General features: G+C 59.4%; 7 protein-coding genes. 3 read left to right on the forward strand and 4 right to left on the reverse strand.

What is annotated here, in order from left to right; all coding sequences use genetic code 11:
• Positions 1-110: 110 nt before the first annotated feature.
• Complete coding sequence (locus ACQ4WR_RS03505) at positions 111-626, reverse strand: hypothetical protein (protein ID WP_436485339.1); 516 nt, start codon at positions 624-626, stop codon at positions 111-113.
• Between the two features lie 236 nt (positions 627-862).
• Positions 863-2,671, reverse strand: coding sequence for an ArnT family glycosyltransferase (locus ACQ4WR_RS03510; protein ID WP_436485340.1), 1,809 nt, complete (start codon positions 2,669-2,671; stop codon positions 863-865).
• A gap of 177 nt (positions 2,672-2,848) precedes the next feature.
• Between ACQ4WR_RS03510 and ACQ4WR_RS03515 the strand changes: the two genes are divergently transcribed.
• From ACQ4WR_RS03515 to ACQ4WR_RS03525, 3 genes are all read left to right on the forward strand, one after another.
• Positions 2,849-3,784 (forward strand): glycosyltransferase family 2 protein, encoded by a 936-nt coding sequence (locus ACQ4WR_RS03515; RefSeq protein ID WP_436485341.1) that lies wholly within the window; start codon positions 2,849-2,851, stop codon positions 3,782-3,784.
• The gene (locus tag ACQ4WR_RS03520; protein ID WP_436485342.1) at positions 3,781-4,173 is read left to right on the forward strand and encodes a GtrA family protein; all 393 of its coding nucleotides are present in this window, start codon (positions 3,781-3,783) and stop codon (positions 4,171-4,173) included. Before ACQ4WR_RS03515 ends, ACQ4WR_RS03520 begins: the two co-directional genes overlap by 4 nt.
• A 229-nt stretch (positions 4,174-4,402) precedes the next feature.
• Entirely contained in the window at positions 4,403-4,840 is a 438-nt protein-coding gene (locus ACQ4WR_RS03525) for a hypothetical protein (RefSeq protein WP_436485344.1), read from the forward strand.
• A gap of 456 nt (positions 4,841-5,296) precedes the next feature.
• Here ACQ4WR_RS03525 and ACQ4WR_RS03530 read toward each other — a convergent pair whose 3' ends face one another.
• Positions 5,297-5,878, reverse strand: coding sequence for a hypothetical protein (locus ACQ4WR_RS03530; protein WP_436485346.1), 582 nt, complete (start codon positions 5,876-5,878; stop codon positions 5,297-5,299).
• Between the two features lie 11 nt (positions 5,879-5,889).
• On the reverse strand, positions 5,890-26,430 hold the full coding sequence (locus ACQ4WR_RS03535) for a two-partner secretion domain-containing protein (protein WP_436485348.1): 20,541 nt from the start codon (positions 26,428-26,430) through the stop codon (positions 5,890-5,892).
• Positions 26,431-26,471: the final 41 nt, after the last annotated feature.

Raw genomic sequence — 26,471 nt, forward strand, 5'->3', positions numbered from 1 at the left:
CCGTTGCATGGCCGTGATCGGCCTTGCAGCGCAAGGTACATGCCCCTGCAGTGCGATGCAGGAGGCAGCATGCCGTGCGCCTCTATAATCCGCTCATACCTGCAACTTTTTCATGCGCGCAATGACCCACCCATGAACATATTATCCTCATACCCCAATCGCATGGAGAACTTTCCGGTAGCAACCGTCACCGTAAAATCGCAGCGCGTCCACGCGGGTTGATTCTGGCTGACCATCAATCGTTGATGCGAGCTCAACAATTCATGCATCTTCATCATGTCCTCATCATTGGTGAAAAATTGCTCTTCCTTGACGCCGTCGTTTGAATACGTTTCCTGCTGACCGACATCGCCTTCCGGCGACAGCGCCGCGATCAGCAAGATGGTCTTGGCCTGGCCTGGTGCGATATTGTACAAATACAGGGCAAGTTCCTTGCATATTTCAATGTCCTTCGATTCCACGCTTCCTCCTCCGGTTCGTCGTTCAATCCGGCCACAATGCGCCAATATGTATTTCAAAAGCGATGCGTCCACTCCCTCGCTCTGTTTAAAATTTTGCCTGGCATAAAAAAGTGCCGACAAGGCGCGCAGGCGGGCGGCCATCACCTGCACGTCGCGCAGCGCCATCCTCCCATAGGCGGTGGTCGATCGTCTTGAGCATGGAGACCCCAGCAGCAGCGCGAAAGCCCGCGCGGCCCCTCATCAAAGAATCGGCGATTTTGATCTGGCAGCGGCGGCTATGCTGCATGCTCATGGACGCCGCATGGCCTGGTCCTGCCCCCGCCTGATGCCCGCGCCTTGCGCACCGCGTGCCCGGCCATGAAAAACCTGAAATTCAAGCATCAGGATGAGGCATTACATACTTATAAAATCCGGTACAGCGCCACCGGCCCGTCCTGGTACACCAGCGCAAACGACTGCTCGAAGCCCGCCTGGGTGGTAATGCCCGGCCAGCGCGTGACATGCACCAGCATGCTGTCGTTGCCGCGCTCGCGCAAGGCTGCCGCCAAGGCCGCCGGCGCCAGCGTGGCGAAATCGCGGTAGCGGCCCGGCCCGAAATGGTCACCCGAGGTCCGCAGTGGCGCGTAGTACAGCGCATCTTCCAGGCCGAACTGATAAGTTTGCCCCATCGGATGCTGGCGCAAATACGCCAGCACAGGATAGCCGGTGATCTTGCGTTCCAGGATCGCCTCGCGCGCCGCCGGGGCCGCTGCGATCATGGCCCAGTTGCCCGCCCATTTGTTGGCGACATTAGGCAGTAGGGCCAGCAGCGTCAACACCGCCAGGGTCGCAGCCGCACGACGCTGTATATTGGCGATGCGCGCCGGCGCCGGCGATCTTGCCAGCGCGCCGATCTTCTCGATTCCTGCCATGAACACCCAGCGCCATACAGCCGCCGCGAGCAATGCAAGGATGGGGAAATACGGCATCAGGTAGCGCGCATAATGCGACGTCAGATACCAGACCATCAGTGCATACGCGCTCAACATCATTGCCGCGCGCGCCGCAGGCGATTGCCGCAGGGCGGGAACCAGGGGCGCGAGCAGGGCCGGCCAGAGCACGAAGTGCGGCCAGTCCGCATTCATCTTGAGGTCGATGAATTGTCCGGCATAATCCCCCGGGTTCCAGTCCGTGAAGCCGAACAGTTTGCCGCCAACAGGCGCGAATGGATCACCTGTCATCAGATAATTACGGACGTACCAGTAAATGCAGGGTAACAGCAGGCTGATGCTGGCAACCAGCCACGCACCGGGCTTGCGGGTCCGCAGCAACATGGCAACGGCCAGCGGCAGCAGCACCGTCAGGGACTGGTATTTGGCGCCCACAGCGACGCCGAACAGAAATGCCGCGCTGGCCAGCCAGCCAAGTTGCTGCGGCTGTTCCATCCAGCGCAGAAAGCCCAGGCAGCCGGCAAACATGAAAGCTGTCACGCCAAGGTCGATCATGGCGCTGTCATAGTCCCAGCGCGTCAGCACCAGGAAAATGATGGTTGCCAGGCATGCCAGTCCGGCACCGCCATGACGCTTGCCGGTCTGGTACACCAGGACGGTTGCCAGCCAGCCCATCAGCGCGTTGAGCATGTGGGGCATCACATCGTCCTGCATCAGCATGCCGCCGGCAAACAGCACATCGATATTGTAGGGAAACCATGGATAGCGCAGCCAGGCGTTGACCGTGAGTTTGCCGTTGAGTACCCACTGCTGGGCATGCGGCAAGTGATACATTACTTCGTCCCATGCCAGCGGCGGGCACAGCGGCGCAATCAGCGTAGGCAACAGCAGCAATGCGATGATCAGGCCGGCGCCACGCAAGGGCCAGCTGGCGGCGCGCCAGGGCTGGCCCCATGACGGCCAGGCCAGTGGGCGTAGCGCGCGTAGCTGCACGGCGCCCATCAGCGTGCCCGCCAGTACGATGCCGAGAACTGGCGCGTGGCGAAATTGACCGGCAATTGCCAGCCATTGCAGGAAGCAGATCGAGATGCCGATGCCAACCACGGCGCTGTACGCATGCAGGAAGGGGCCATCAGAAACAGTCGCTTCAGACGCCAGTGTCGATGGCGACGACAGTCGCGTAAAACGCCGCACCAGGAAATGGCCATAACCCCAGCTTGAGAACAGGAAGGCAAGCAGCGTCAGGTAATGCAGGGCGGCATAGCCGATTTTGTCCATCATGAATATGCCACAACAAGATGGGTCATCGTATGCTCACCAGTACACTAAAATTATCAACTATAATTATTGATGATGCATATCATCGCGTCAAGTGCGCTGCACGATACACCCCGCGCACTGGCCGGCCTTGCTCGGTACGCTTTCGCCCCATGGCTATCCCCCCACAGGAACAACTTAATGATCCACCAGCAGCAAATCGCCGTACTCATTCCTTGTTACAACGAAGAAGTCGCCATCGGCGCCGTGGTCCGTGATTTCGTGGCGGCCCTCCCCGGCGCCACCGTGTATGTGTTCGACAACAACTCCAGCGACCGCACCAGCGAAATTGCCAGGGAAAATGGTGCGGTCGTGTATAGCGTGCCCCTGCAAGGCAAGGGCAACGTGGTACGCCGCATGTTTGCCGACATCGAAGCGGACGCCTACGTGCTGGTTGACGGCGACGACACCTACGCTGCCGCGAGCGCACCGGCAATGCTGCACAGCCTGTTCGCCAATCAGCTCGACATGGTGGTGGCGCGCCGCATCACCGAAGAGGTCGCGGCCTACCGTGCCGGACACCGGCTCGGCAACTGGCTATTGACCGAGTGCGTGGCGCGCCTGTTCGGCCGCTCCTTCAGCGATATCCTGTCCGGCTACCGCGTGTTTTCACGGCGCTATGTGAAGTCCTTCCCTGCCCTTGCCAACGGTTTTGAAATCGAGACCGAGCTGACGGTACACGCGCTGGAACTGCGCATGTCGGTAGATGAAATCGCCTCCGCGTACAAATCGCGTCCCGTCGGCTCGCACAGCAAATTGAACACCTATCGCGACGGCGTGCGCATCCTGTTTATGATCATCAAGTTGTTCCGCATGGAGCGTCCATTGGCATTCTTTGGCGGCATCGCCGGGCTGTTGGCAGCACTGGCGACCTTGCTGGCCATCCCCTTGTTCATCACCTACGCGGAAACGGGCCTGGTGCCGCGCTTCCCGACCGCCGTGCTGGTAACGGGCATGGGTATCACGGCAGCACTGTCGGCCGCCTGTGGACTCATACTCGACACCGTCACCCGTGGCCGCCAAGAAATCAAACGTCTGATCTACCTGCAAATCGCCCCACCGCAACGCCCGCGATGAACCAATTCGTCCGCTTTTGCCTGATCGGTGCGCTGGGCTTCGTCATCGATGCGGGCGTGCTGCAATTATTGCTGCAGACGGTAGCCACAAACCCGTACAAGGCGCGCATTTTCTCGTTCCTCGCGGCCGCCAGTTTCACCTGGATTTGCAATCGGCACTACACCTTCCGCACCACCAACCGTGCCAGCCGCGCGGAATGGCTGCGTTACATTGGCCTGATGACGATGGGCGCCCTGGTCAACTACGCGGTATATGCGCTGTGCATCGCCAGCGTGGCGTATGCGCAGGCGCAGCCATGGACTGCGGTGGCGGCAGGTTCCGTGGCCGCCCTGGGAGTTAATTTCACCCTGTCGCGTTTGCTGTTCCGGCCTGAATCGTCCGGTAACTGATGCAGAAGGGACGAGATTGCCTTTAGCGGCACCCAGCCATCCACTTTGCCGCAGGACATGCTGGAGAAAAAGAGCCCCTGATAAATCAAAGGCTTAAGCTGTTTCATTGACCCGGCGTTACCTTAATCTACCGGAAGGGCGATCCCACTCAATTGTCAACGAGCTGGCTAAGCGCTTGATTTTCAGTATTTTCCAAACCATTTAGTTACCGATCCCCTTATAAATACCCTTGCCAGAAAAATCCGTCATTGCCGGTTTAGCATGCGACTGGCTTTTGAGCCAGTTCGGCGACACGCACGACGAGGCAATCGCCAACTACTCTCGGTTTGTCGCGGCCGGGATAAACGAGGCGAGTCCGCTCGCTCGCACCTGCCACCAGATTCTACTAGGCGATGAGGCCTTCATTTCAGCACATCAGCAATCGCAGCGCACCGAGACGCCCGGAGATACGCCAAGGTCGCAGCGCCGCGCTGTCACGCTGTCATTAGAGCAGTTTCGGGCGCGCTATAGCGACAGAGACGAGGCGATGGCACGCGCTTATCTGTCGACCGCTTTTACCATGACCCATATCGCCTCCGTATTTCTCGTCTCGAGCAGGACAGTCAGTCGAGCCGTATCGGCATTTAAGAAAGCGCAACTTGCTGCAGATCGAGACGACCAAGGCTGAGATCGTGTACGAATGCCGGACCTGACCCCGGCTCCCGTGCGAATGCCAGACCTGACCCCGGCTCCCGTGACCCCGGCTCCCGCACACCTCTCGAGCAGAACAGTCCGTCGAGCTGTATCGGCATTTGGTAAAGCTCAACTTGTCGCAAATCCAGACGGCAATGGCTGAGATCGCTTACGAATAGCGGACCTGACCCCGCCGGTGCCCCGCAGATCAAGATAGCCAAAGCTGAGATCGCGTAAGGATGCCGGATCTGACCCCGGCCTACAACCAGCGCCTGAGCACCCGATTTGGTTTCCAATCGTCACTGGTCATTTATACCGCGCACATAATCCGATTAAACAATCCGAACACCGCTGTTCATTAACCCAGCGTTGCAGTTCGCTCTTGAAACCGCCGGAAAACTTCCAGTCAAAATAGATTTATGCAACAACGCCACGAAACGGCATAGACCCCTCAAACATTACGAAAAGCAAGATCACCTAGCAATTGAGTTCGAATTTGATTCTTTCTTATCAAATTCAACCCTCCTGGAATACCTTTTTCTGCCAGCGAGGTCTCCACAATCAAATCAGCGCCACTGTCGTTAACCATCCACAATCCGCGTTCATTTTTGAATGATCTTATATTTTCTCGATCAACCGAAAGGGATATGATCTTCATTCCAGAAATTTTTGTTCCAATAAAATCCGCCCAATACGACTCACTATATGTCTCATCCGAACATTCGATATATTTCTGGCCACTGATATTATTGACTTCAGAATCTGGAAAAACCTTCAATCTTGTCAATTCATCAAATTGCCACATGACAATTGAAAGTTCTCGCTCGCACTCAGCAAACGCCACCCATCCCAAGACTTCAAATTTAATGAATAACGAATAGCCGCTAAAAGCAAAAATTTCTCGCTCCTGAACTCTTGGGAAGTTTTTCATAAACAGATCCACATCACCATAAAATGGCCTAATCATTCTAATAATATTTAGACCTTTGATTCGCTCTAATAGCTCAATTGATTCACTAAGATATTTTTTCATCTCTAGTTCCGTTATTTTTTTGCTTTTGCGATTAAGATCAAGCGATCTATCAACTGCAAATTGGACGGCTTGACCGAGTTAGTCACTGACATTGGATCATTTACAACAACTCTCCCATCCTTCCCAATCAGGAACTGCAGGTCATTAACTCCAATGTCCTTATCTATTAGCAATGACCGGATATTTTGCAAATCCATCACACTTTTTGAACTAAGGAGAGAAGTAGCACCTTTATTTCCGGTCACGTATCCATCACTAGGCACGCCAGTAATACCTTCAATATAAATATCCCTTGATGACATACCGGGTATATTTTCAAGCACGATCGCAGGCTTACCATCCACCATTACTGATCCATAGTTTTTGACAACTGGCATCCCATGATCGCTAAGGTGATTCAATGCATTAATCTCTTGATCGATCAACGATTGACTGCCAGAATTCTGAACAGCAACAACTAAATTCCTGTTTCCAGTCAACGAATAAACGGTTTTCTCGGCTCCACTTCCAAGTTCAACACCAAGATCCGAGTGTGAGATCACTTTCGGAAGATTAAACGTTCCAGCACTGCTATTTGCCCCGCCACCCAATAGAAGAACACCTGGTTTTGCGGTGCTCGCCACTGGCGAATTTCCTACGCCAGGCCCTTGTGGTAACGCAGGAACCTGGGCACCAGTGGTCTGCTGCGCCACTGCCTCATACCCGCCTGTCTTGGTATTTTGGATTGCGACAACAACACCATTGCGATCCAATATTTCAGCATTCCGGATGATGGTCGTGGTGCCGCCAAGCATATCGGCGCCGGCCTTCGATACATTCACAGCAATGCGTACACCACCGGCAAGCGCCGCACCGCCAAGTTCCGCTGTGAGTACGTTGACAGGTGCAGTCCGGACCAGATCCTCCATCTTCCGACCAGCAATGTAACCCATTTCAGACTGCCGTCCCTGAATTGCCAGCAGCGTACTGTACGCAGCATTTTCGCGCATTTCATCGAACATTCCTACCTTGTCACTCGTCGCCGATTGAATCAAGTACTTGGGAATCGATACAATACCGCCGATGAAATTGCCGACGTCACCGAGGATCGTTGAATCTCTGCGCGCGTCCTTTTGCCCCTTCGCAAAGCCAGCGTCGTACCGAAGCTGCGAGCTGGCATCCCGGCGGGTATTGATCTGGTTATTCAGGAACGCGGTGACGTTGGCATTGGCGCCGCCGATGTCTATCATTGTCCTGAGGTTAATTCGTTCGTCACGATATTCGTTCAGCGATTTCACCACGAAGCCAGCGTGCCGGCCGGCATCATCGGCGTAGCTCAATTTGGCCGAAGCGGCTTCCTTTTTGATGAATGCCTCGGTGCCTGCATCGCGACCGTTGAGTGCCGCCCAATGCTCGTCAACCATCGCGGCGCCGAAACGGTCGAGTGCCTGACTGGCCTGTGCTTCCGTCAACTTCTGGCCTTTTCCCTCCATATAGGCGATATACCGCCCGATACGCGATTTGTCGTGCAGGAAATCTATTTCGCTCAAGTGCAGCTGACGGTTATTGAGGTCCACCGTCTGCGCCGTGCCTGCGCCCTGCGCCACGCCGGTCAGCGTGCTAGCGCCACCCTGGCCACCTGCGGCCGAAGCCACAAGTCCTCCCAGCGCTCCACCCAGCGTGGCGAAAGTTTCCTGATAGGTGTTGACGAGCGTTGTTCTGGCCTCGTCCGTCAAGTCCAGTTTGGCGGCCGCAGCTTCGCCTAGTGACTTACCCAGTTGCTGGCCCTGATTGCCCGCCACGACGCCACCAGCGGCGCCTAACGCGCCCCCACTACCGTTCGCAGCGCCACCAATCAAACTTTGGGCAGCCACGTGCAAGCCGATCCGGTAGACGCCGTTGTCGCCCCAGTTGTCGGCTGTCCGCTTTGCTTCCGCAGCTTTAGCGGTGTAATCGTTCGCCTGCTCGATATCGCCATTCGCCTTCGCTTGCTCGCTCAGTTCGTCATACCTCAGGACGTCGCGCAGCGCAGCATCTTGTTTCTCCTTGCCAATTTCGCCCACCAGGTTCGCCGCCAGCGGCGCCGCTGCCTTGACGAATTCCTTGGTCACGTCCATCGTCGCCTGCAGCTTGGCCTTATCGAAGTTGTTGCCAATCTTGCCGCTGCTATCCACTCCGGTCGTCACATCGCGGTTCACACCCGCGATGGCTTCTTCCACCCCCTTGCCCGTCGCCGAGCGCTGGACCGCGTCATCGGTGATGACAAGTGTGCCGCCGCTGATGCCGCTGCGCGTGGTGCTGCTGGAATTTTCGCTAGTCCCTACGATAATTGGCAAACCTGCGGTTTTGGCATCCTTCTCGCCGCCGACATTGGTGAGGTTATCGTTTTTAGGCCCCGTACCTGCGAACGACATTCCACCCGACATCCCCACACTGCTGCCCTTCGAAATCGCATGATTGGCAATATCGCTATGCGTCAAGGTCGAGGTGATCAAGCTGCTGTCCAGCTTGCCCGCCTCCGTCGCGCTGATGACGGCGCCCTTCAGGTCCGTATTGCCGCCCACCTTGATCTGAAAGCCGCCGTCGCCCGCCTTGATGCCGCTTTGTTCCTGCACGCTGGCATAGTCGTTGTGCATCTTGCTCTGGCTATAGCTGCCGCTAAAGCTTGCGCCAAAGCCGACGGTACCGCTGGCGGAGAAACTCTGGCTCTTGCTGTCGAACTTGGCCGTGTCCTGCAGGCTTTCCAGGTTCAGGTTGCCCTTGATGTCGGCAATGACCTGATTGGCGCTGGCGACGGCGCCCTTGATGTTGGTGTCGCCACCGCTTGTGATGACCAGCTTGTCGCCCGCATTCACATGCGTATTGAGCTGCGTCGTGCCATCGCCGTCCTCATGCCCCTTGCTGCCGCTGACGCTGGCCGTGAAGCCGAAGGACATGCCCTTGCTGCTGACGCTGGCCGCCACGCCAGCCGACGCGCTCATGCTGGAACTCTTGCTGTGCTGGCTTTCCGTATCCTGTGCCGCCAGCAGGTTGACATTGTTATCGGCATGCAGGCGAATATCATTTTTCGCGTTCAGGTCGCTGCCCAGGATATTGATGTTGCTATCCTTGCCACCGGCCATGGCCGTGATGTTGATATTATTACCCGTCAAAACGCTGCCGCTATGCGTGGTGCTAGCCGTGTTTTGCGTCTGGATGCTTTCCGAATGGCCCGCCGTCAGGCTGATGCTGATGCTTGGACCGCCTTCCTTCATCATGTCCTTGGCAGCGTCCTTGGCGGCCATGGCCGCCGTGGCCGCCGCCATGGCCGTAACGCGGCCATCCTTGGCCGTGCTGGCCGCCGAACTCATGGTTTGCAAGGTCTGGATGGCGCTGATCACGCTGCCACCCAGGGCCAAGGTCAAGCCATCCTGCGTCGTCTTGACTTCGAATTTGCCCTTCTCATTGTCTTGCCCCGGCTTGATGGTGACGCTCTTGCCGATGATGTCGAGATCGGTGGCGGCAAGAATATCGCTGCCGCCTATCGTCACGTTATTGCCGGCGACCATCGTCAGCGCGCCGCCCGTGGCGCCGATCGAACTGCGCGCCTCGCCGCTTTGCAAGGTGGCGTCCCGTTCCTGGTCTACGGTCGTGGTCTTGGTGCCATAGCTGAAGCCGATGCCGCCACTGCTCATGAAACCGCTTTTCTTGGTGCTGGAATGGTGCAGCTCGTACACGGTATTGGTGGCCGCATCGATAGTGATGTTGTTACCCGCAAGTAATTTCGTCGCATCGTCGCTCAAGATGCTCGAACCCGTAACTTGCAAATCATGCCCGGCCTGCACCGTCACGCTGCCGCCGCCAAGCGAGGTGCCGATGACCGTGGTGGTATCGACCACATCGTGCTTGGTGGTGGTAGTCTTGTTCCAGAAACCCTTCTTCGTCGATTTGCTGGCAACATCGGTCACTTCGTTCTGGAAGCCATTGACCAGGCTGATGTCATTGCCCGCCACCAGGCCCAACGTTCCCTGTGCCTGCACATCCGCCGCGCGTGCCGTCAGATCATGGCCCGCCTGCAAATTGACGTTGCCGGCGCCCATGATCTGGCTGCCTACTTCGCTGGTCTTGCTCTGTTTGCTGTAATTGTCAGCGTTGCGCACGTTATCGTGCGTCGAGGCGACGGCGACGGTGTTGAGGGTCAGGTTATTGCCAGCAACCATGCTGGTCAGGCCATTCACGCCCGCGTTGGCGATGACACCGCCCGTCACCGTGACATCGCGCCCTGCCTGGGCGATCAGGGCATTGCCTTCGCCCGTGCCCGTCACGTACATGCCGGCGACTTTATCAACGACTGTGCTGGTATCTGTAACAATACTGCTGTCGGTACGTCGCTCTCTGCCGGTGCTGACTGTGGTCGTAACAATGTTGATATCACGTCCGGCACTGGCCAGCAATTGCGTTTCGGCCACGATGCTACTACCGCGGTTATTGATATCATTGCCTGCAATCAATGTCACTTTATCGCTTTGCACCTCGCTCGCCATATCCTTGACGCGCGCCGCTGAAAGGCCTTCACTGGCAGACGCAACGACTGTGGTCACGCTCAGGTCACGCCCAGCAGAGATGGTGGTTGCACCGCCTTTGCCGGTATTGCTGACGATGGCGCCGGCGATACTGACGTCCCGCCCGGCCGATAGCATCATGTTGCCACCGCCTGATTCGCCTCCGCTGACATACAGGCCCGCCACGCGGTCAAAATCGCGTCCTTGACCAAACGTCGCTGTGGCGATATTGATATCGCGTCCGGCGCTTGCCTGCAAGGTGCTGTTGGCCGAGATGGTACCGCTGATGTTATTCAAATCATTACGCGCTGCAATGCCAACGGCATCGCCGTCAATGCGGCCGCCCAGATTATTCACATTCTCAGCATTCAGCAATACCACATTGCGTCCGGCGATGGTGCCACTATTGGTCAGATCTCCCTTGATATTGATGTTGACGTCCTTGCCTGCCAATAGCGCGCCCGTGCCATCGATATCATCGGCGCGCAAGCGCACATACACTTGCGGCACAAGCGCCTTCTGCGTGCTGCCATCGGCCAGCGTCACTTCGCGTTCAACCAGCCAGACAATGTCACTGGTCAGTGCCGCCATCTGTTCCGCCGTCAACGCCACGCCGGGACGGAGACCCCATTGCTGGGCATAACCGACGCCGGCGTCCATCAGACCACGGTATTGCTCCTCGTCGTTCGTATAGTCGCCAGTGAAACGGTGGCCGGTCAGGTCGGCCAACTGCTCCCTGACCAACTGTTGTTCATAGAAGCCATCGCCCAGGCGCTTCTGTGTGACAGCCGGGTCAAGCTGTACCTTGCTGCTCATGTAGTCGGACCCCGTCCAGGTACGGTAGCTGGCGAAACGTGGATCGGTCTCGACCAGATAATGCGCCGAGGCCGACGGGCTGATCTTGAACAGGCTGGCGTTCGGCAACTGCACGGGCTTGGCGCCCGTCCTGACCACCTCGGCCTTGCCATGCGGATTCGTCAGCGCCACCTGCTGTATCTGCGCGGATCGTGCCTGGCCTACCGTGGCGCCGGGAGCAGCCTTCGCCGCCGCTCCCATGGCCGCACCAATGCTGGCGGTTTCGCCACCCTTGATATCAGTCTGGGCGACAGCGGCCACCCCATCCGCCTTCAATACCGCTTGGACGGCGACCGCGGCGATACTGTTTGACTTGCCGGCATTGCCTGCCCGATCGCTGCCAACCGGCCCGGCGCCATTTGCGATCCCTGCGGCGCTTCCCACTGCCGCCACTGCCAACTTGCCGGCATTGGCAACACCACCAGCGCCACTCACCGCCTGCACACCGTTGTTGGCAACTTCGCCGATATTGGCGACCAAGCCCGCATTATCCGTTCGGTCGCTACCGTGTATGCCTGCAGCGGCATGCACGCTTTGTGGGCCGCTCTGAGTACCGGCCTCCAGCTTGCTGGGATCCGCAATACCGGCAACAGGCACTGTTCCCGAGGCCGCTCCGGCCGACGCACCCGACACCCTGTCAATACTGCCCTGTTGCCCGGCCGTACCGGCACGGCCGGTAGCATCAGGGGCCTGGACGGCTTTTGCCTGATCAGCGCGGATTGCGGCGCCGTTCGTCTCCAAGGACGTCTGATCGATAGTCGAGACATGACCGGCTCCACCTGCACCAGAGACCCGATCAACGACGCGGCCGCCTACCGTCCCCATTGCCCCGGCTTTGCCCGCCTCACCCAGGGCATTGCTACCAGACGAACCGCCAGAGCCGGTTACAGCACTGGCGGATTCTCCACTAGTAGGGTTAACGCCTGCCATCGTCAAGGTGGCGCTGCTGACGTTGTTCAATGAAACCTGCACATTGGTAGCGCCAGCCGCATTGGGAGCATCGCTGGAAGTCACTCCCTGCCGGCTTGCTACGCCATTGACAGGTGCAGGTACCGGATTGACGCCGGAAACAGGGGCACCATTAATGACTTCTACCTCGTAGACTTTTTCAGTACGGAAATCGTTACTTGGTCCAATGTTCGATCCCAAATCTTCGACGACATCCAAATGCTCATACTCATAGTAGGTGTCTGAACCTACTTTGGTGATCAACGTCTGGTTCCCTGTGTAACGATTCTCTATCTTGTTTTCAACGTTCAACGTCTTGCCAGCGATAAAACGGCTATTTTCGTTAACGCCCGTATTCGCGATCACCGTCAGATTTCCACCTGCCGTTATTAACGCTGGATCTGACTCGGTCACTGTGCTGGTAGTGATCGTACGACTATACGTTCGCCAGATAAATTTGCTGAACATGTTTCCAGGCACATAGAGTTCGAGTTCACGGCTGGAATTGATCTTGGTATAGACTCCAGGATCTCCTTCTGTATAGGTGTTACCGTCATAGGGCATGAACTCTGAGAAACGCTCTTTCTTGCCTTGCGTCGTGAATTCAACCTTGAAGTGATTGTTCAGCAAATAGACTTCATTGGACCATAAGGTTAGATCGCCAAGCGCCTGAATCGTCGCACTGGCATTAGTCAAGCTCTCAGCCCGGCCGCTGGCCCGCCGATTGGCATCCAGGCTACCGCCGATGGCCATATCGCCTGAGCTGAAGATCAGCGCATGCTCGCGGTTGCTGATTGTCGTGGCACCGATATCCAGGCTACCACGCGAAGCGATGGTCGCGGCGAGGCCGCCTTCAACATCGTTATTCAACGTGCCTGCGGCGATGCTCAGCTCACTACCGTAGATGCGTCCGCTACCGATATTATTCACGGTGCCCGCGTCGATCTGCGTGTACACGCCATCGATCACCCCGCGGTTAATCAGCGTGCCGCCTACCCTCACCTGGCTGAGATTGGCATTGATGTCGCCGCTCGCGGTGTTATCGAGATTGCCGGCATTGATTGCCAGCGTGTTGCCTGCCTGTACTTTGCCTGCATTGACGAGATTGCCCGAAACCGCCAGCGTAGCGTTACGATTGGCAATTACCTGCGCCCCGGCATCGACCGTGTAGTTGCCAGCCAGGTCGAGATTCAAGTCGCCTTTCGACATCACGTTGCCGGCGCCGCTCAAGGTCGCCGCCCGGATGGCGGCCAGTTGGCCGCCAATCAAGGTACCGCCGGCATTCGCTATCGCCAGGGTACGGTTGCTGCCATCGTCCCGCACACCGACGGTATTGTTTGCGCTGATGAGACCAGCAGTGTTGTTCACGCTGCCGCTGCTGCGGATAGTCAAATTATTATCAGCACGCAAGCCACCCTGGCTATTGTTCACGCTTGCCGCATACAGATTGACGTCCCGCCCCTCTATTCCCTGGCTGGCACCCTGTGTGGATTGATTGACAATCGCGCCTGCGCCGAGGGTTACCGTGGCGCCGCTGCGGATCAGGCCGGAGGTATTGTCGATCGTGCCGCTCCCTGCCTGCAAGCCCAGGTTACCCACGACTTGTACTTGTCCACCCTGATTTCCCAATCCTCCAATAGCAAGATCGAGGCCAGCAGTCGAGACTATTTTGCCGTTGCGGTTATCGATATAGCCGCTGCTGCCGCTGACCTGGCCGGCAGAGCCGAAGTACCCGCCAACGTTGTTCCAGCCGCCCGTCGCCAAGGTCACGCCAGCGCCGCTGCTGATGCCGCCCGCCGCACCCGGATGACGTACCGCATAGGCCGACGCATTGCTGTTATTCAAGGTCTGACCTTGCGTGTTGAGCACCAGCGGACCTCCTGCCTGGAGCAGGCCGCCTTCATTGTTCAGCGCCCCCGTCTGCAAATTCAGTGTTTGCGTAGCGGCAATAGTCCCCAGGGAATTTCCCAGCGTCTGGCCGTTTGTATCAATACTGACATTGCGGCCCGTGATGCTACCCGCCTCCGCATGGCCTGCCGCCAGAGAATTGCTGAGGCTCGCGCTATGCACGGTGATGTCGCCACCTGCCTGTATTTTCCCGCTATCGTTGAGCAACTGGCCCGTACTGGCGATCAGATTGCCCGTGATACTGGCCAGTTTGCCGCCCGTATTGTCGAGACTGGACGCGTTCAGGTCCAGATTGCCATTGGCCGCCAACAGGCCAGCCGAATTGTCGAGCGCCTGTGCAGCCGTTACCGTCATGGCACCGCTGGCGGTCAGGGAGCCACTTTGATTGAGCAGACGTCCCACCTGCAGCGTGGCACTGCCGCCGGCTGCGATCGTGCCGCTGGTATTGTCGAGGCTCGCGCCAGCAGTCAGATGCAGCGTGGATATGCCTGCAGCCTGCAAGGTGCCGCCCTGGTTATTCAGCGTCTGTGCGCTCACCATGGCATTGCCATTGCTGGCGATCTTGCCACCTTGATTATTCAGTGTCTGCGAGACAGCGATGCTACTCGCATCCTGCCCCAGCTGAATCAGCTCGCCTTGATTGTTATCCAGGTTGCCTGTCTTGATCGTCAGTTGTCCAGCTTGCGTGCTGGCATTGCGATGATCGATGCTCGTTGCGGTAATATCCAGTTTCCCGTTGGCCGTGATCTGGCCCCGTTGCCCATTGAAGGCCCCCACATCGATGGCCAACAAGCCGTTGCTGGCGTGCTCAATTTTTCCGCCCACATTGGCCAGGGTGCCCGCCCCCAGTGTCAAGTTGGTACTGTTGACGGCAATACGGCCATCGGTATTGTCAAGAATGCCGCCCGGTGCCCGCATCACGATGGAGGTATCGCCACTACCGCTTTGCACGATACTGCCCTTGTTGTTGCTCAAGTTCGCTGTTTGCACCTGCAACTGCCCGGCAACAATCTCGCCCGAGCTGTTATTCCAGCGCTGCCCACTATTGGACTGTGCGTCAACACTCAAAGTGCCGATGGTATTGACGATGGCGCCACTGGTACTGATGTTGCCGCCGGTAGCTGTCAGTGCGATATTGGCACCGTTGCTGAGACTACCGTCCAAGTCAAGCGCACTCCCCTTGAGAACGATATTTCCCGCCGCTAAATTCTGTCCTGCAGCGCGCAAATCCTGTCCTGTCGTGATCGCAAGATTGCCCGTCGCGGCCAGTTTCCCATCCGCCTGCATGCCTGCAGCAATCAAGCCACCCTTGCTGCTGTCCAGGCTGGCTGCGGAAATGCTGGTGTCGCCCAACGCAGCAACCACACCGCTGTTGCTGAGCTTGCCAATAGCGGTCAGTGTCTGAGTACCGCCCGCGTACAGGCTGCCCGTGCTGATGACATTGGCTGCTTGTGTCAACAAATTAGCGCCGGCAAATACACTGCCGCCAATATTGCTGAAATCCTTCACATGCAAGCTGGCATTGCCAGTCAACGCCTGCAAGCTGCCGCGCGCATTATTGACATCGCCCGCCGTCAGCGACAGGCCCTTGCTGCCGGCTACGGTACCATCGCTGTTATCCAGTCCACCGCTTGCACCCACCTCCAGCGAGCCGCCGGACACGATGCGCCCGAATTGGTTCAACAACAGGCCCGTGTCCAGCACAGCGCTGCCGTTGCTTTCAATCTTGCCGTTTCCGTTATCCAGGCTGATGCTGGCCGTAATCGATGCCTTGCCGGTTCCCAATTGCAACAGTTCGCCGTGGCGGTTGTCCAGCGTCCCGGTCGCAAAATTTACTTGCTGTGCAATTGCACTGCCGTTGCGGTGATCCACATAATCAGCCCGCACGTCCAGTGCGCCGTTGCCCGTAATCTGGCTCCGCTGCGCATACAAGTTCGCCGCGCTGATCGTCAGTGTGCCGCTACCGGCGTGCTCGATCTTGCCATCCGTATTCGTCAACTTCGCTGCTTTTAATTGCAAGTTCTGGCTGTTGGCGGCAATGCGTCCGCCTGTATTGTCCAGGCTACCGTCAGTTCCTGTCAGTACAATGGCGCTATCGCCGCTCCCTGTCTGAATAATGCTGCCGCCGGCATTGTTTACATTGGCTAAGCGGAAGTCGAGCTGTCCGGCGTTCAAGCTACCTTGCTGGTTGAGCAAGGTTTGACCGTTCTGCACACTGGCCATGATGCTCAGCAGGCCCGGCGTGCTGACCGTCGCGCGCGCGGTGTTGATGTCACCGCTACCGGCGGCCAAGGCGATACTGACACCGCTGGTCTGGCTGCCCGAAAGATCAAGCGCCGCACCGTCCAATACGATGTTGCCGGCAGCAAGATTTTTCCCGCCTAGCTGCAGGACACCGCCAGCGCGGACACTCAAGTCCCCCGTTTGCGCCAACGTCCCGTCCGTCTTCAATCCCGCAGCAAGCAACCCGTTGCCCGTCATGCTGCCCACTGCCACAGTGGTGCTGCCCAGCGCCGCAATGGAGCCCGTATTGACGAGCGCACCCGACACCTTCAGCGACTGTTCGCCCCCGGCATACAACAGGCCGGCATTATTCATGTCGCCGTGTACCGTCGCCGTCAGATCTGTCCCGGCGCTGATTTCACCGCCAATATTAAGGAGGCTGCCGGCATCGATCCCCAATTTTCCTTTCCCCGCCTGCAGCACGCCATGCGTATTGTCGATGGCTTGCGCTGTCAGCTGCGAGGTTTCCCCGCCAGCAATCACGCCCCCCGTATTGTTGAGCGCACCGAGCACCAGGATACTGGCATCGGCGGCAGCATTGATGCTGCCCTTGGCATTATCGAGTCTGGCGGCCGTGACTTGCAACAGACCATTTGCCGCAATGATGCCGCCACCGTTTTCCAGACCTTGCTGCACGTGCACTTCGGCCTTGCCGGTCGTCTGCAACTTTCCGCCCTGGTTATTCATCGCCTCGGCGTGAACAAGCAGCTGGTTTGCCGATGTAATTGCCTTACTGTGATTAAATTCCCCAGCAGCGATATCAACAAGACCATTACCGATAATCGTGCCCCCCCTACCATCGAGTGTTGGCGTCTTGATAGCCAGGCTTCCCGTACCCGCATGTTCAATCTTGCCGTCCTTGTTGGTGACGGTGACGGCATCGATTTTCAAGTCTTTGCTGTTGACGGCAATGCGGCCCGCTGTATTGTCCAGATTGCCGGTGGCGATGTTCGTGTCACCCGTGCCTGTCTGCAAGATGGTGCCCTTGGCGTTATCCAGATTGCCCACGTGCAGGTCGAGCTGGCCCGCCTGCAACGTGCCTTCCGTGTTGTGCAAGGTGGCATTGCTCGTGATGCTCAATGTGCCTGACGTCGTCACCAGCGCCTTGTTGGTATTGACATCGACCTGGGTCGCGGTCAGGCCGATGTTCGCGGCGCTGGTCTGACTGCCTGCCAAGTCTACGCTGGCGCCTGTCAGGGTTGCCTTGCCTCCCGCCAGGTTCTGGCCATGCGCGGCCAGCGCCTGTGTTGTGCTGATCGTCAGGTCGCCACTTGTGCCCAGCTTGCCATCAGCCTGCATGCCCGCGCCAATCAAGCTGCTTGCGCTGCTGTCGAAGGTCTTTGCCGTGATATTGCTGTTGTCCTGTGCGGCGATCACGCCCGTGTTGACGATGGCGCCACTGGCGTTCAAGGTCTGGTTGCCGGCTGCGTACAGGCTGCCCGTGTTGTTCAGGCTGGCCAGCGTCACGTTCAGGTTGGCGCCGGCAAATACATTGCCTGCGGTATTGTTCAAGTTCGCCACATTCAAGATGGCGTTACCCGCCACTGCCTGCAGCTGGCCCTTGGTATTGTCGATGTCGCCACCGGAAAGGTTCAGGTGACGGCCCGCCGCCACCGTACCTTGCGTATTATCCAGGCTGCCCACGTTCAATACGGCATCCTGCGCCGCCACAATGCGGCCCGTGCTGTTCAGCAAGGTGGAGGCCCTTACCAGCGCATCGCCATTGCCCTCGATCTTACCGTCCGTGTTGTCCAGCTGGCCGGTAACCGCCACCGTCATCAGTCCGGTACCCGTCTGTGCCAGGCTACCGGCACGGTTGTCCAAACTGCCGGCGTTGATGGTCAGCTGATTGGCCACCGTCATCGCATTGCGGTGATCCAGCGTTGCAGCAGTGATGTCGACCTTGCCATTGCCCGTGATCTTGCCGAACTGGTTGTGGAACTGGCCCGCGTTGATGGCCAGCACACCAGCGCCAGCATGCTCCAACTTGCCATTGATGTTCGCCAACACCGTCGCGTTCAGGGCAAGATTATTGCTGTTGACGGCGATGCGGCCGGCCGTGTTGTCCAATTTTCCAGTGGTGATAACGGTGTCGCTCGTGCCCGTCTGCACAATGTCGCCGCTGGCGTTGTTCAGATTGGCCACGTTCAGCTGCAACTGTCCTGCCACCAACTGGCCCTGGTTGTTCACCAGTGACTGGGCGTTGTTTGCATTGGCCGTGATGGCCAGCACATTGCTGGCCGAGATGACGGCTTTGTTCGTCAGTACATTGCCGCTGCGTGCGGTGATGACGATATTTCCTGCGCCCGTCTGGCTGCCCGACAGGTCCACATTCGCGCCCGTCAGCACGGCATTGCCCGCCGCCAGGTTCTGGCCGCTCGCCTGCAGCACGCCATCGGCATTAACCGTGAGATCACCAGCCGAGCCCAGGCTGCCATCGGCTTTGACACCCGCGCCCAGCAGGCCGCTGCTGGTGACTTTTCCAGCCGTAACATGGGTGTTGTTGACGGAAGCAATCGATCCCGTGTTATTCAACAGGCCGCCCACCGTCAGTTGCTGGTTGCGGCCCGCATACAGCAGACCCGCGTTGTTCAGGTCAGCGGTCACTTTCGCCGTCAGGTCCGTGCCGGCACTCACCGTACCCTGCTGGTTCAGCAAGGTGCTGGCATCCAGACGTAAATTGTCCGCCTGCAAGACGCCGCGCGTGTTGTCGATATTCACGCCGCCAACATGCAAGTCGGCAGTCGCTGCCATCACGCCATCGGTATTGTTCAGCACACCTTTGCTGACGACAGAAGCTGCTGCCGCCGACGTGATGCGGCCTTTGCTGTTGTCCAGCATACCCGCCTGCACATTCAGCGTCCCCGTGCCCGCATGCTCGATCTTGCCATCCTGGTTCGTAACCTTGACGGCATCGATATTCAAGTTCGTGCTGTTGACGGCGATGCGGCCGGCCGTGTTGTCAAGATTGCCCGTCTGGATGCCGGTATCACCCGTGCCCGTTTGCAAGACGGTGCCCTTGGTGTTGTCTAGATTGCCCACATGCAGATCCAGTTGGCCCGCCTGCAAGGTACCGTCAGTGTTGTGCAACGCGGCGCTGGTCGTCACATTCAACGTGCCTGGCGTCATCACCACCGCCTTGTTCGTGCCGACATCGCCCTGAGTGGCCGTCAGGCCGATGTTCTCCGCGCTGGTCTGGCTACCAGCCAGATCCACGCTGCCACCTGTCAGATTGGCGCTGCCCGCCGCCATGTTCTGGCCATGCGCGGCCAGCGTTTGCGTTGTGCTGATTGTCAGGTCGCCGGTTGTGCCCAGCTTGCCATCGGCCTGCATGCCCGCGCCGATCAAGCTGCTTGCGCTGCTGTCGAGGGTCTTTGCCGTGATACTGTTGTTGCCCTGCGCCGCGATCACGCCCGTGTTCAAGATAGCGCCACTGGCGTTCAAGGTCTGATTGCCAGCCGCATACAGGCTGCCGGTGTTGTTCAGGCTAGCCAAGGTGGCGTTCAGGTTGGCGCCGGCAAACACGTTGCCTGCGGTATTATTCAAGTTCGCCACGTTCAAGGTGGCGTTGCCCGCCACGGCCTGCAATTGACCTTTTGTATTGTCGACATCATCGCCTGACAGTGCCAGATGACGCCCAGCCGCCACCGTGCCATCCGTGTTGTCCAGGCTGCCGAAGTTCAACGCAGCATCCTGCGCCGCCACGATGCGGCCATTGTTGTTCCGCAACGTATCCGCTTTCACCAGCGTATCGCCATTGCCTTCAATCTTGCCGCCAGTGTTATCCAGCAAGCCGGTCGCATTGATACTCATCAAGCCGCTACCCGTTTGGGCCAGGTTGCCGGCGCGGTTGTCCAGGCTGCCCGCGTTAACCGTCAGCTGATTGGCGATGGTGGTGGCATTGCGGTGGTCCAAGGCCGACGCCGTGATATCAAGCTTGCCATTACCCGTAATCTTGCCGGACTGGTTGTTGAACTGGCCTGCGTTGATAGCCAGGATGCCGGCGCCCGCGTGTTCCAGCTTGCCATGGATGTTCGTCAATACCGCGGCGTTCAAAGCCAGGTTCGCGCTGTTGACGGCGATGCGGCCGGCCGTGTTGTCCAGTTTTCCAGTGGTGATGACAGTGTCGCTCGTGCCCGTCTGCACAATGTCGCCGTTGGCGTTGTTCAGGTTGGCCACATTCAGCTGCAACTGACCGGCTACCAGCTGGCCCTGGCTGTTCACCAGCGACTGCGCGTTGGCCGCGTTGGCCGTGATGGCCAGCACGTTGCTGGCGGAAATCACGGCCTTGTTCGTCACGACATCGCCAGTATTTGCCGTGATGGCGATGTTTGCTGCGCCCGCCTGGCTACCCGAAAGATCCACACTGGAACCCGTCAGCGTCGCACTGCCTGCCGCCAGGTTCTGCCCGCTCGCCTGCAACACGCCATCCGCATTGATGGTCAAGTCGCCTGTCGTACCCAGGCTACCGTCCGCTTTCACGCCAGCGCCCAGCAAGCCGCTGCTGGTGACTTTGCTCGCCGTAATATGGCTGTTGTTGACGGAAGCAATCGATCCCGTGTTGTTCAGCAAGCCACCCACCGTCAGTTGCTGGTTGCGGCCCGCGTACAGCAGGCCCGCGTTGTTCAGGTCACCGCTCACTTTCGCCGTCAAGTCCGTGCCGGCGCTGATCGTGCCTTGCTGGTTCAGCAAGGTCACAGCATCCAGACGCAAATTGTCTGCCTGTAACACGCCGCGCGTGTTGTCGATATTCACGCCACCCACATGCAAATCGGCAGTCGCTGCCATCACCCCATCGGTATTATTCAGGACGCCCTTGCTGACGATGTCGGCCGATGCAGCCGAGGTGATGCGGCCCTTGCTGTTGTCCAGCACGCCAGCCGGCACGGACAAAATGCCCGTGCCGGCATGCTCGATCTTGCCTTCGCGGTTCGTCAGCATGGCCGCATCGATGTTCAAGTCTTTGCTGTTGACGGCAATGCGGCCTGCTGTATTGTCCAGCCTACCGGTGACGATGCTCGTGTCACCCGTGCCTGTCTGCAAGATGGTGCCCTTGGCGTTGTCCAGATTGCCCACGTGCAGATCCAACTGCCCCGCCTGCAAAGTACCTTCCGTGTTGTGCAGGGAGGCGCTCGTCGTCACATTCAGCGTGCCCGCCGTTGTCATGACCGCCTTATTCGTGTTGACGTCACCCGTTGTTGCCGTCAGGCCGATGTTCGCGGCGCTGGTCTGACTGCCTGCCAAGTCTACGCTGGCGCCTGTCAGGGTTGCCTTGCCTCCCGCTAGGTTCTGGCCATGCGCGGCCAGCGCCTGTGTTGTGCTGATCGTCAGGTCGCCACTTGTGTCCAGCTTGCCATCAGCCTGCATGCCCGCGCCAATCAAGCTGCTTGCGCTGCTGTCGAAGGTCTTTGCCGTGATACTGCTGTTGCCCTGTGCGGCGATCACGCCCGTGTTGACGATGGCGCCACTGGCGTTCAAGGTCTGGTTGCCGGCTGCGTACAGGCTGCCCGTGTTGTTCAGGCTGGCCAGTGTCACGTTCAGGTTGGCGCCGGCAAATACATTGCCTGCAGTATTGTTCAAGTTCGCCACATTCAAGATGGCGTTACCCGCCACGGCCTGCAGCTGGCCCTTGGTATTGTCGATATCGCCACCGGAAAGGTTCAGGTGACGGCCCGCCGCCACCGTACCTTGCGTATTATCCAGGCTGCCCACGTTCAATACGGCATCCTGCGCCGCCACGATGCGGCCCTTGCTGTTCAGTAATACCTGAGCGTTGACCAGCGCATCGCCATTGCCCTCGATCTTGCCGCCCGTGTTGTCCAGCTGGCCGGTAGCGCTCACCGTCATCCGTCCGGCGCCCGTCTGTGCCAGGCTGCCGCTGCGATTGTCCAGGCTGCCAGCGTTGATGGTCAGCTGGTTCGCCACCGTCGTCGCATTGCGGTGATCCAGGGTCACTGCCGTGATATCCAGCTTGCCATTGCCCGTGATCTTGCCGGACTGGTTGTTGAATTGCCCTGCGTTAATCGCCAGGATGCCCGCGCCGGCATGCTCCAGCTTGCCATTGATGTTCGTCAAGACTGTCGCATTCAGGGCCAGGTTCGCGCTGTTGGCGGCGATGCGGCCCGCCGTGTTGTCGAGTTTGCCGGTGGTGATGACGGTATCGCCCGTGCCCGTCTGCACGATCTCGCCGCTGGCGTTGTTCAGATTGGCCACGTTCAGCTGCAACTGTCCGCCCACCAGCTGGCCCTGGCTGTTCATCATTGACTGGGCGTTATTTGCGTTGGCGGTGATGGCCAGCAGATTGCTGGCCGAGATGACGGCTTTATTCGTCACGACATCGCCAGTAGTTGCCGTGATGGCGATGTTTGCCGCACCCGTCTGGCTGTTCGACAGATCCACACTGGACCCCCTCAGCGTCGCACTGCCCGCAGCCAGGTTCTGTCCGCTCGCCTGCAGCACGCCATCGGCGTTGATGGTCAAGTCGCCTGCCGTACCCAGGCTGCCGTCCGCTTTGACGCCGGCGCCCAGCAAGCCGCTGCTGGTGACTTTGCCAGCGGTAATATGGGTGTTGTTGACGGTAGCAATCGATCCCGTGTTGCTCAGCAAGCCACCGGCCGTCAGTTGCTGGTTACGGCCCGCGTACAGCAGGCCAGCGTTGTTCAGGTCACCGCTCACTTTCGCTGTCAGGTCCGTACCGGCGCTCACTGTTCCCTGCTGGTTCAGCAAGGTCACAGCGTCCAGACGTAAATTGTCCGCCTGCAATACGCCGCGCGTGTTGTCCAGCGCAGTACCGCTCACTTGCAGGCCAGTGGTTGCGGCAATAACGCCATCGGTATTATTCAGCGCATCTTTGCTGACGACAGAAGCGGCCGCCGCCGAGGTGACACGGCCCTTGCTGTTTTCCAGCACGCCAGCCTGCACCTGCACGCTGCCATTGCCCGCAATGCTGCCGCGCGTATTGTCCAGCGCCTGCGCCACGTCCACGCGCATCTGTCCGGCGCCCGTCTGCTGCACGGTGCCGTCGCGGTTGTCCAGCTGACCGGCTTGCACTGTGACCTGCTGCCCGGACGTGACGGCATGACGGTGGTCGATCATACCCGCATGAATGTCGACCAGGCCATTGCCTGTCACCTTGCCGCGCTCATCATCGAAGCGCGCTGTCTCAATGTGCAAGTTGCCCGTGCCCGCGTGTTCGATGCTGCCGTCGCGGTTAGTCAGCTGTTCCGCCGTCAACGCCAGGTTGGCGCTGTTGACGGCAATGCGGCCGCCCGTGTTGTCCAGGGTGCTGCCTGTGAATTTCGTATCGCCAGTGCCCGTCTGGATCAACGTGCCGCCGCGGTTGTCCAGCGATCCCGTTTTCACTTCCAGCTGGCCCGCGCTCAAGGTGCCGCGCACGTTCGACAGCGCCTGGCTGCTGCCGGCCGCCGTCACGGACAGCAAACCCGTGGTCGTCACCAGTGCGCCATCGGTGACAACATGGCCGGTACCGGCGTGCAACTCGATGGCCGCGCCACCCGTCTGGCTGCCGCTCAGGTCAATAACGGTGGCGTGCATGCTGGTCTTGCCGGCCGCCAAATTCTGGCCATGGGCGCTGATCGCTTGCGTGGCCGTCAGTTGCAACTGACCACTGCCGGCCAGGCTGCCGTCGGCGCGGATGCCGGCTCCCAGCAGGCTGCCGGTCGCGCTGTCGATGCGGCTGGCGTCAATGCGGTTATCGCCCTGCGCCGCGATCACGCCGCTGTTGCTGATCGCGCCGCTCACCTGCAGCGCGTGGCTGCCGGCCGCATACACGTTGCCGCTGTTGAGCACTTCGCTGGCTTGGGTAGTAAGATTGCCACCAGCAAACACGCTGCCAGCCGTATTGTTCAACTTTGCGACCGTCAAGGCCGCATCGTCCGCCAACGCCTGGATCTGGCCGCGCGTGTTGTCGACGTCGCCACTGTCCAGGCGCAGCTTGCCGCCGGCCGCCAGGGTCGCTTCGGTGTTGTCCAGCACGCCCGTCGACAGCACTACATCCGTGGCCGAGACGATGCGGCCCTTCTGGTTTTGTACGCTGCCCGCCTGCACCGTCAACGCGCCATTGCTCTCCAGCGCGCCACCGCGATTGTCCAGCCCGCCGCGCACCTGCACGCCGGTCGCCCCCTGGCCGCTCTGCGCCAGGCTGCCGCCCCGGTTGTCCAAGGTACCGGCATTGATGCTGAGCTGCCCCGCCACCGTGCGCGCATCGCGGTGGTCGACCTTCTCTCCCGTCAGCGCCATGGCGCCGTTGCTGATGATGCTGGCGCGCTGCAAGTTGATTTGGCCCGCGCCGATCTCCAGCGCACCCGTGCCCGCATGCTGGATCTGGCCATCCTGATTGCTCAGGCTGGCGGCGTGCAGGCGCAAGGCCTGGCTATTCGTGGCGATGACGCCGCGCGTGTTGTCCAGGGTGCCCGGCAATTGAATCGCCAAATCGCTGCCACCCAGTTGCGTGATCTGGCCACCCACGTTCGACAGGTCGTGCGCATTCAGCCCCAGCTGTTGGCCCGTCAATTGTCCACCATCGTTGCGCACGGTACTTGCCGCGTCCAGCTGCAGGCGTTCGCGCGCGCTGACCTGCGCGCGGCTGGCGTCGAGGTCCCCAGCGCTGGCGCGCAGGCTGATATTCGCTCCCGACACTTGCGCATCGGCGAGATCAAGTCGGCGCGCCGCCAGGCTGCCATCACCACCGGCCACGGCCGTGCCGTGCGCGGCAATGCTGTCGCCGGCAGAAACATTGAGCTTGCCGCTGGCGGTCAAGGTATTGTCCAGATTCAGGCCCGCCGCCAGCACCGAGCCAGCCGTGGCATCGATACGCGAAGCCGCGCCTGTGGCGTGCACCTCGACATGATTCTGCGCGCCAATCACGCCGCTGTTGGCAATATTGCCCTGCGCCTGTACCTGGCTGTCGCCGCCCGCATACACTGTGCCGCTGTTGGCCACGTCGCCCGTCACGGCAATGCTGGTCTGGCTGCCCGCGCCGGCCGACTGGATATTGCCGCTGTTGCTCAACCAGCCATTCGATTGCAGCACCAGGTTGCCGGCCGTGGCCGCCATCACGCCCGCATTGCGCACGCCCAGGCCCGCTTCCGTGCCGATCAAGGTAATCTTGCCAGCATACATGCCGCCCAGCTGCGCCACGTCCAGCGCGTAGGCTGGAGTGGAACCCGTAGCGGCAATGCCACCGGCCACGCCATGTGCCGCATCGAGCTGATTGCTACCCGTCACCAATTTCAATTCCTGCGCCCAGATGCCGCCGTTGATCTGCGCGGCGCGTGCCAGGATGGCCGTGTAATCGCTCAGCGACGTGTCGAGGCCGCGCCCGTTGATGCTGACCACGCCGCGCTGCACCATGTAACCGTCCAGGCTGCCGCCATTGAGAATTGGCGTACCCGTCGTCAGCACGACCCGGCTGGCATTGATGAAGCCTCCGCCATCGATGGCCACGCCGGACGGATTGGCGATGACCACTTCCGCGCGCTGGCCCGCCACCTCCACATAGCCGCGCAGCTGGCTGGGGTTGGCCGAATTGACTTCATTGAGGATGACGCGCGCGCTGCCGCCGGCCAGCCATGGGTTGCCTTGTACCCAGCCGCCCGTCTGCGTCTGCACGTTGCCGCGGCTGTTATTCAGAATCGCGCCATTCGCCGTCACGTCGAACTGGCTGTAGGTATTGCGCGAGACGCCCGCCGCGCTTGGCGTCTGGATATTCACCTGCGTGACGCCATTCGCGCTTTGCACCACCGTCGGACGCTGCCTGCCCGGCGCGTTCGGGTCGGCAACGATCTGCCCCATGGCCGGGCCGGACACAAAAGCCACCATGCCCAGCGCGCCAAATATGGCCAAGGCCAGCGGCCGCAACTTGCCATTGATCCCGCCACCGCCATCGCCCTGAAATACGCCGCTGTCCAGGCTGCCCTCCCCCTTGGCCGCTTTGCCTTGCGAAGAAGCATTCTCGGCGACGACCATCAGCTGGCCACGGCGTTTGTTGAAGATGATGCGGTACAGGTTCTTGTTCATGACATGTCCTACTGACTAGCAAATAATGCAATAAATGGAAG

The organism is Janthinobacterium amylolyticum, from assembly GCF_051380655.1.
Classification (GTDB): domain Bacteria; phylum Pseudomonadota; class Gammaproteobacteria; order Burkholderiales; family Burkholderiaceae_D; genus Janthinobacterium.

Excerpts from the sequence above, each read along its gene's own strand:
- ACQ4WR_RS03505 (WP_436485339.1), bottom strand. The coding sequence starts at position 626 with ATGGCGCTGCGCGACGTGCAGGTGATGGCCGCCCGCCTGCGCGCCTTG.
- ACQ4WR_RS03510 (WP_436485340.1), bottom strand. The coding sequence starts at position 2,671 with ATGATGGACAAAATCGGCTATGCCGCCCTGCATTACCTGACGCTGCTT.
- ACQ4WR_RS03515 (WP_436485341.1), top strand. The coding sequence starts at position 2,849 with ATGATCCACCAGCAGCAAATCGCCGTACTCATTCCTTGTTACAACGAA.
- ACQ4WR_RS03520 (WP_436485342.1), top strand. The coding sequence starts at position 3,781 with ATGAACCAATTCGTCCGCTTTTGCCTGATCGGTGCGCTGGGCTTCGTC.
- ACQ4WR_RS03530 (WP_436485346.1), bottom strand. The coding sequence starts at position 5,878 with ATGAAAAAATATCTTAGTGAATCAATTGAGCTATTAGAGCGAATCAAA.
- ACQ4WR_RS03535 (WP_436485348.1), bottom strand. The coding sequence starts at position 26,430 with ATGAACAAGAACCTGTACCGCATCATCTTCAACAAACGCCGTGGCCAG.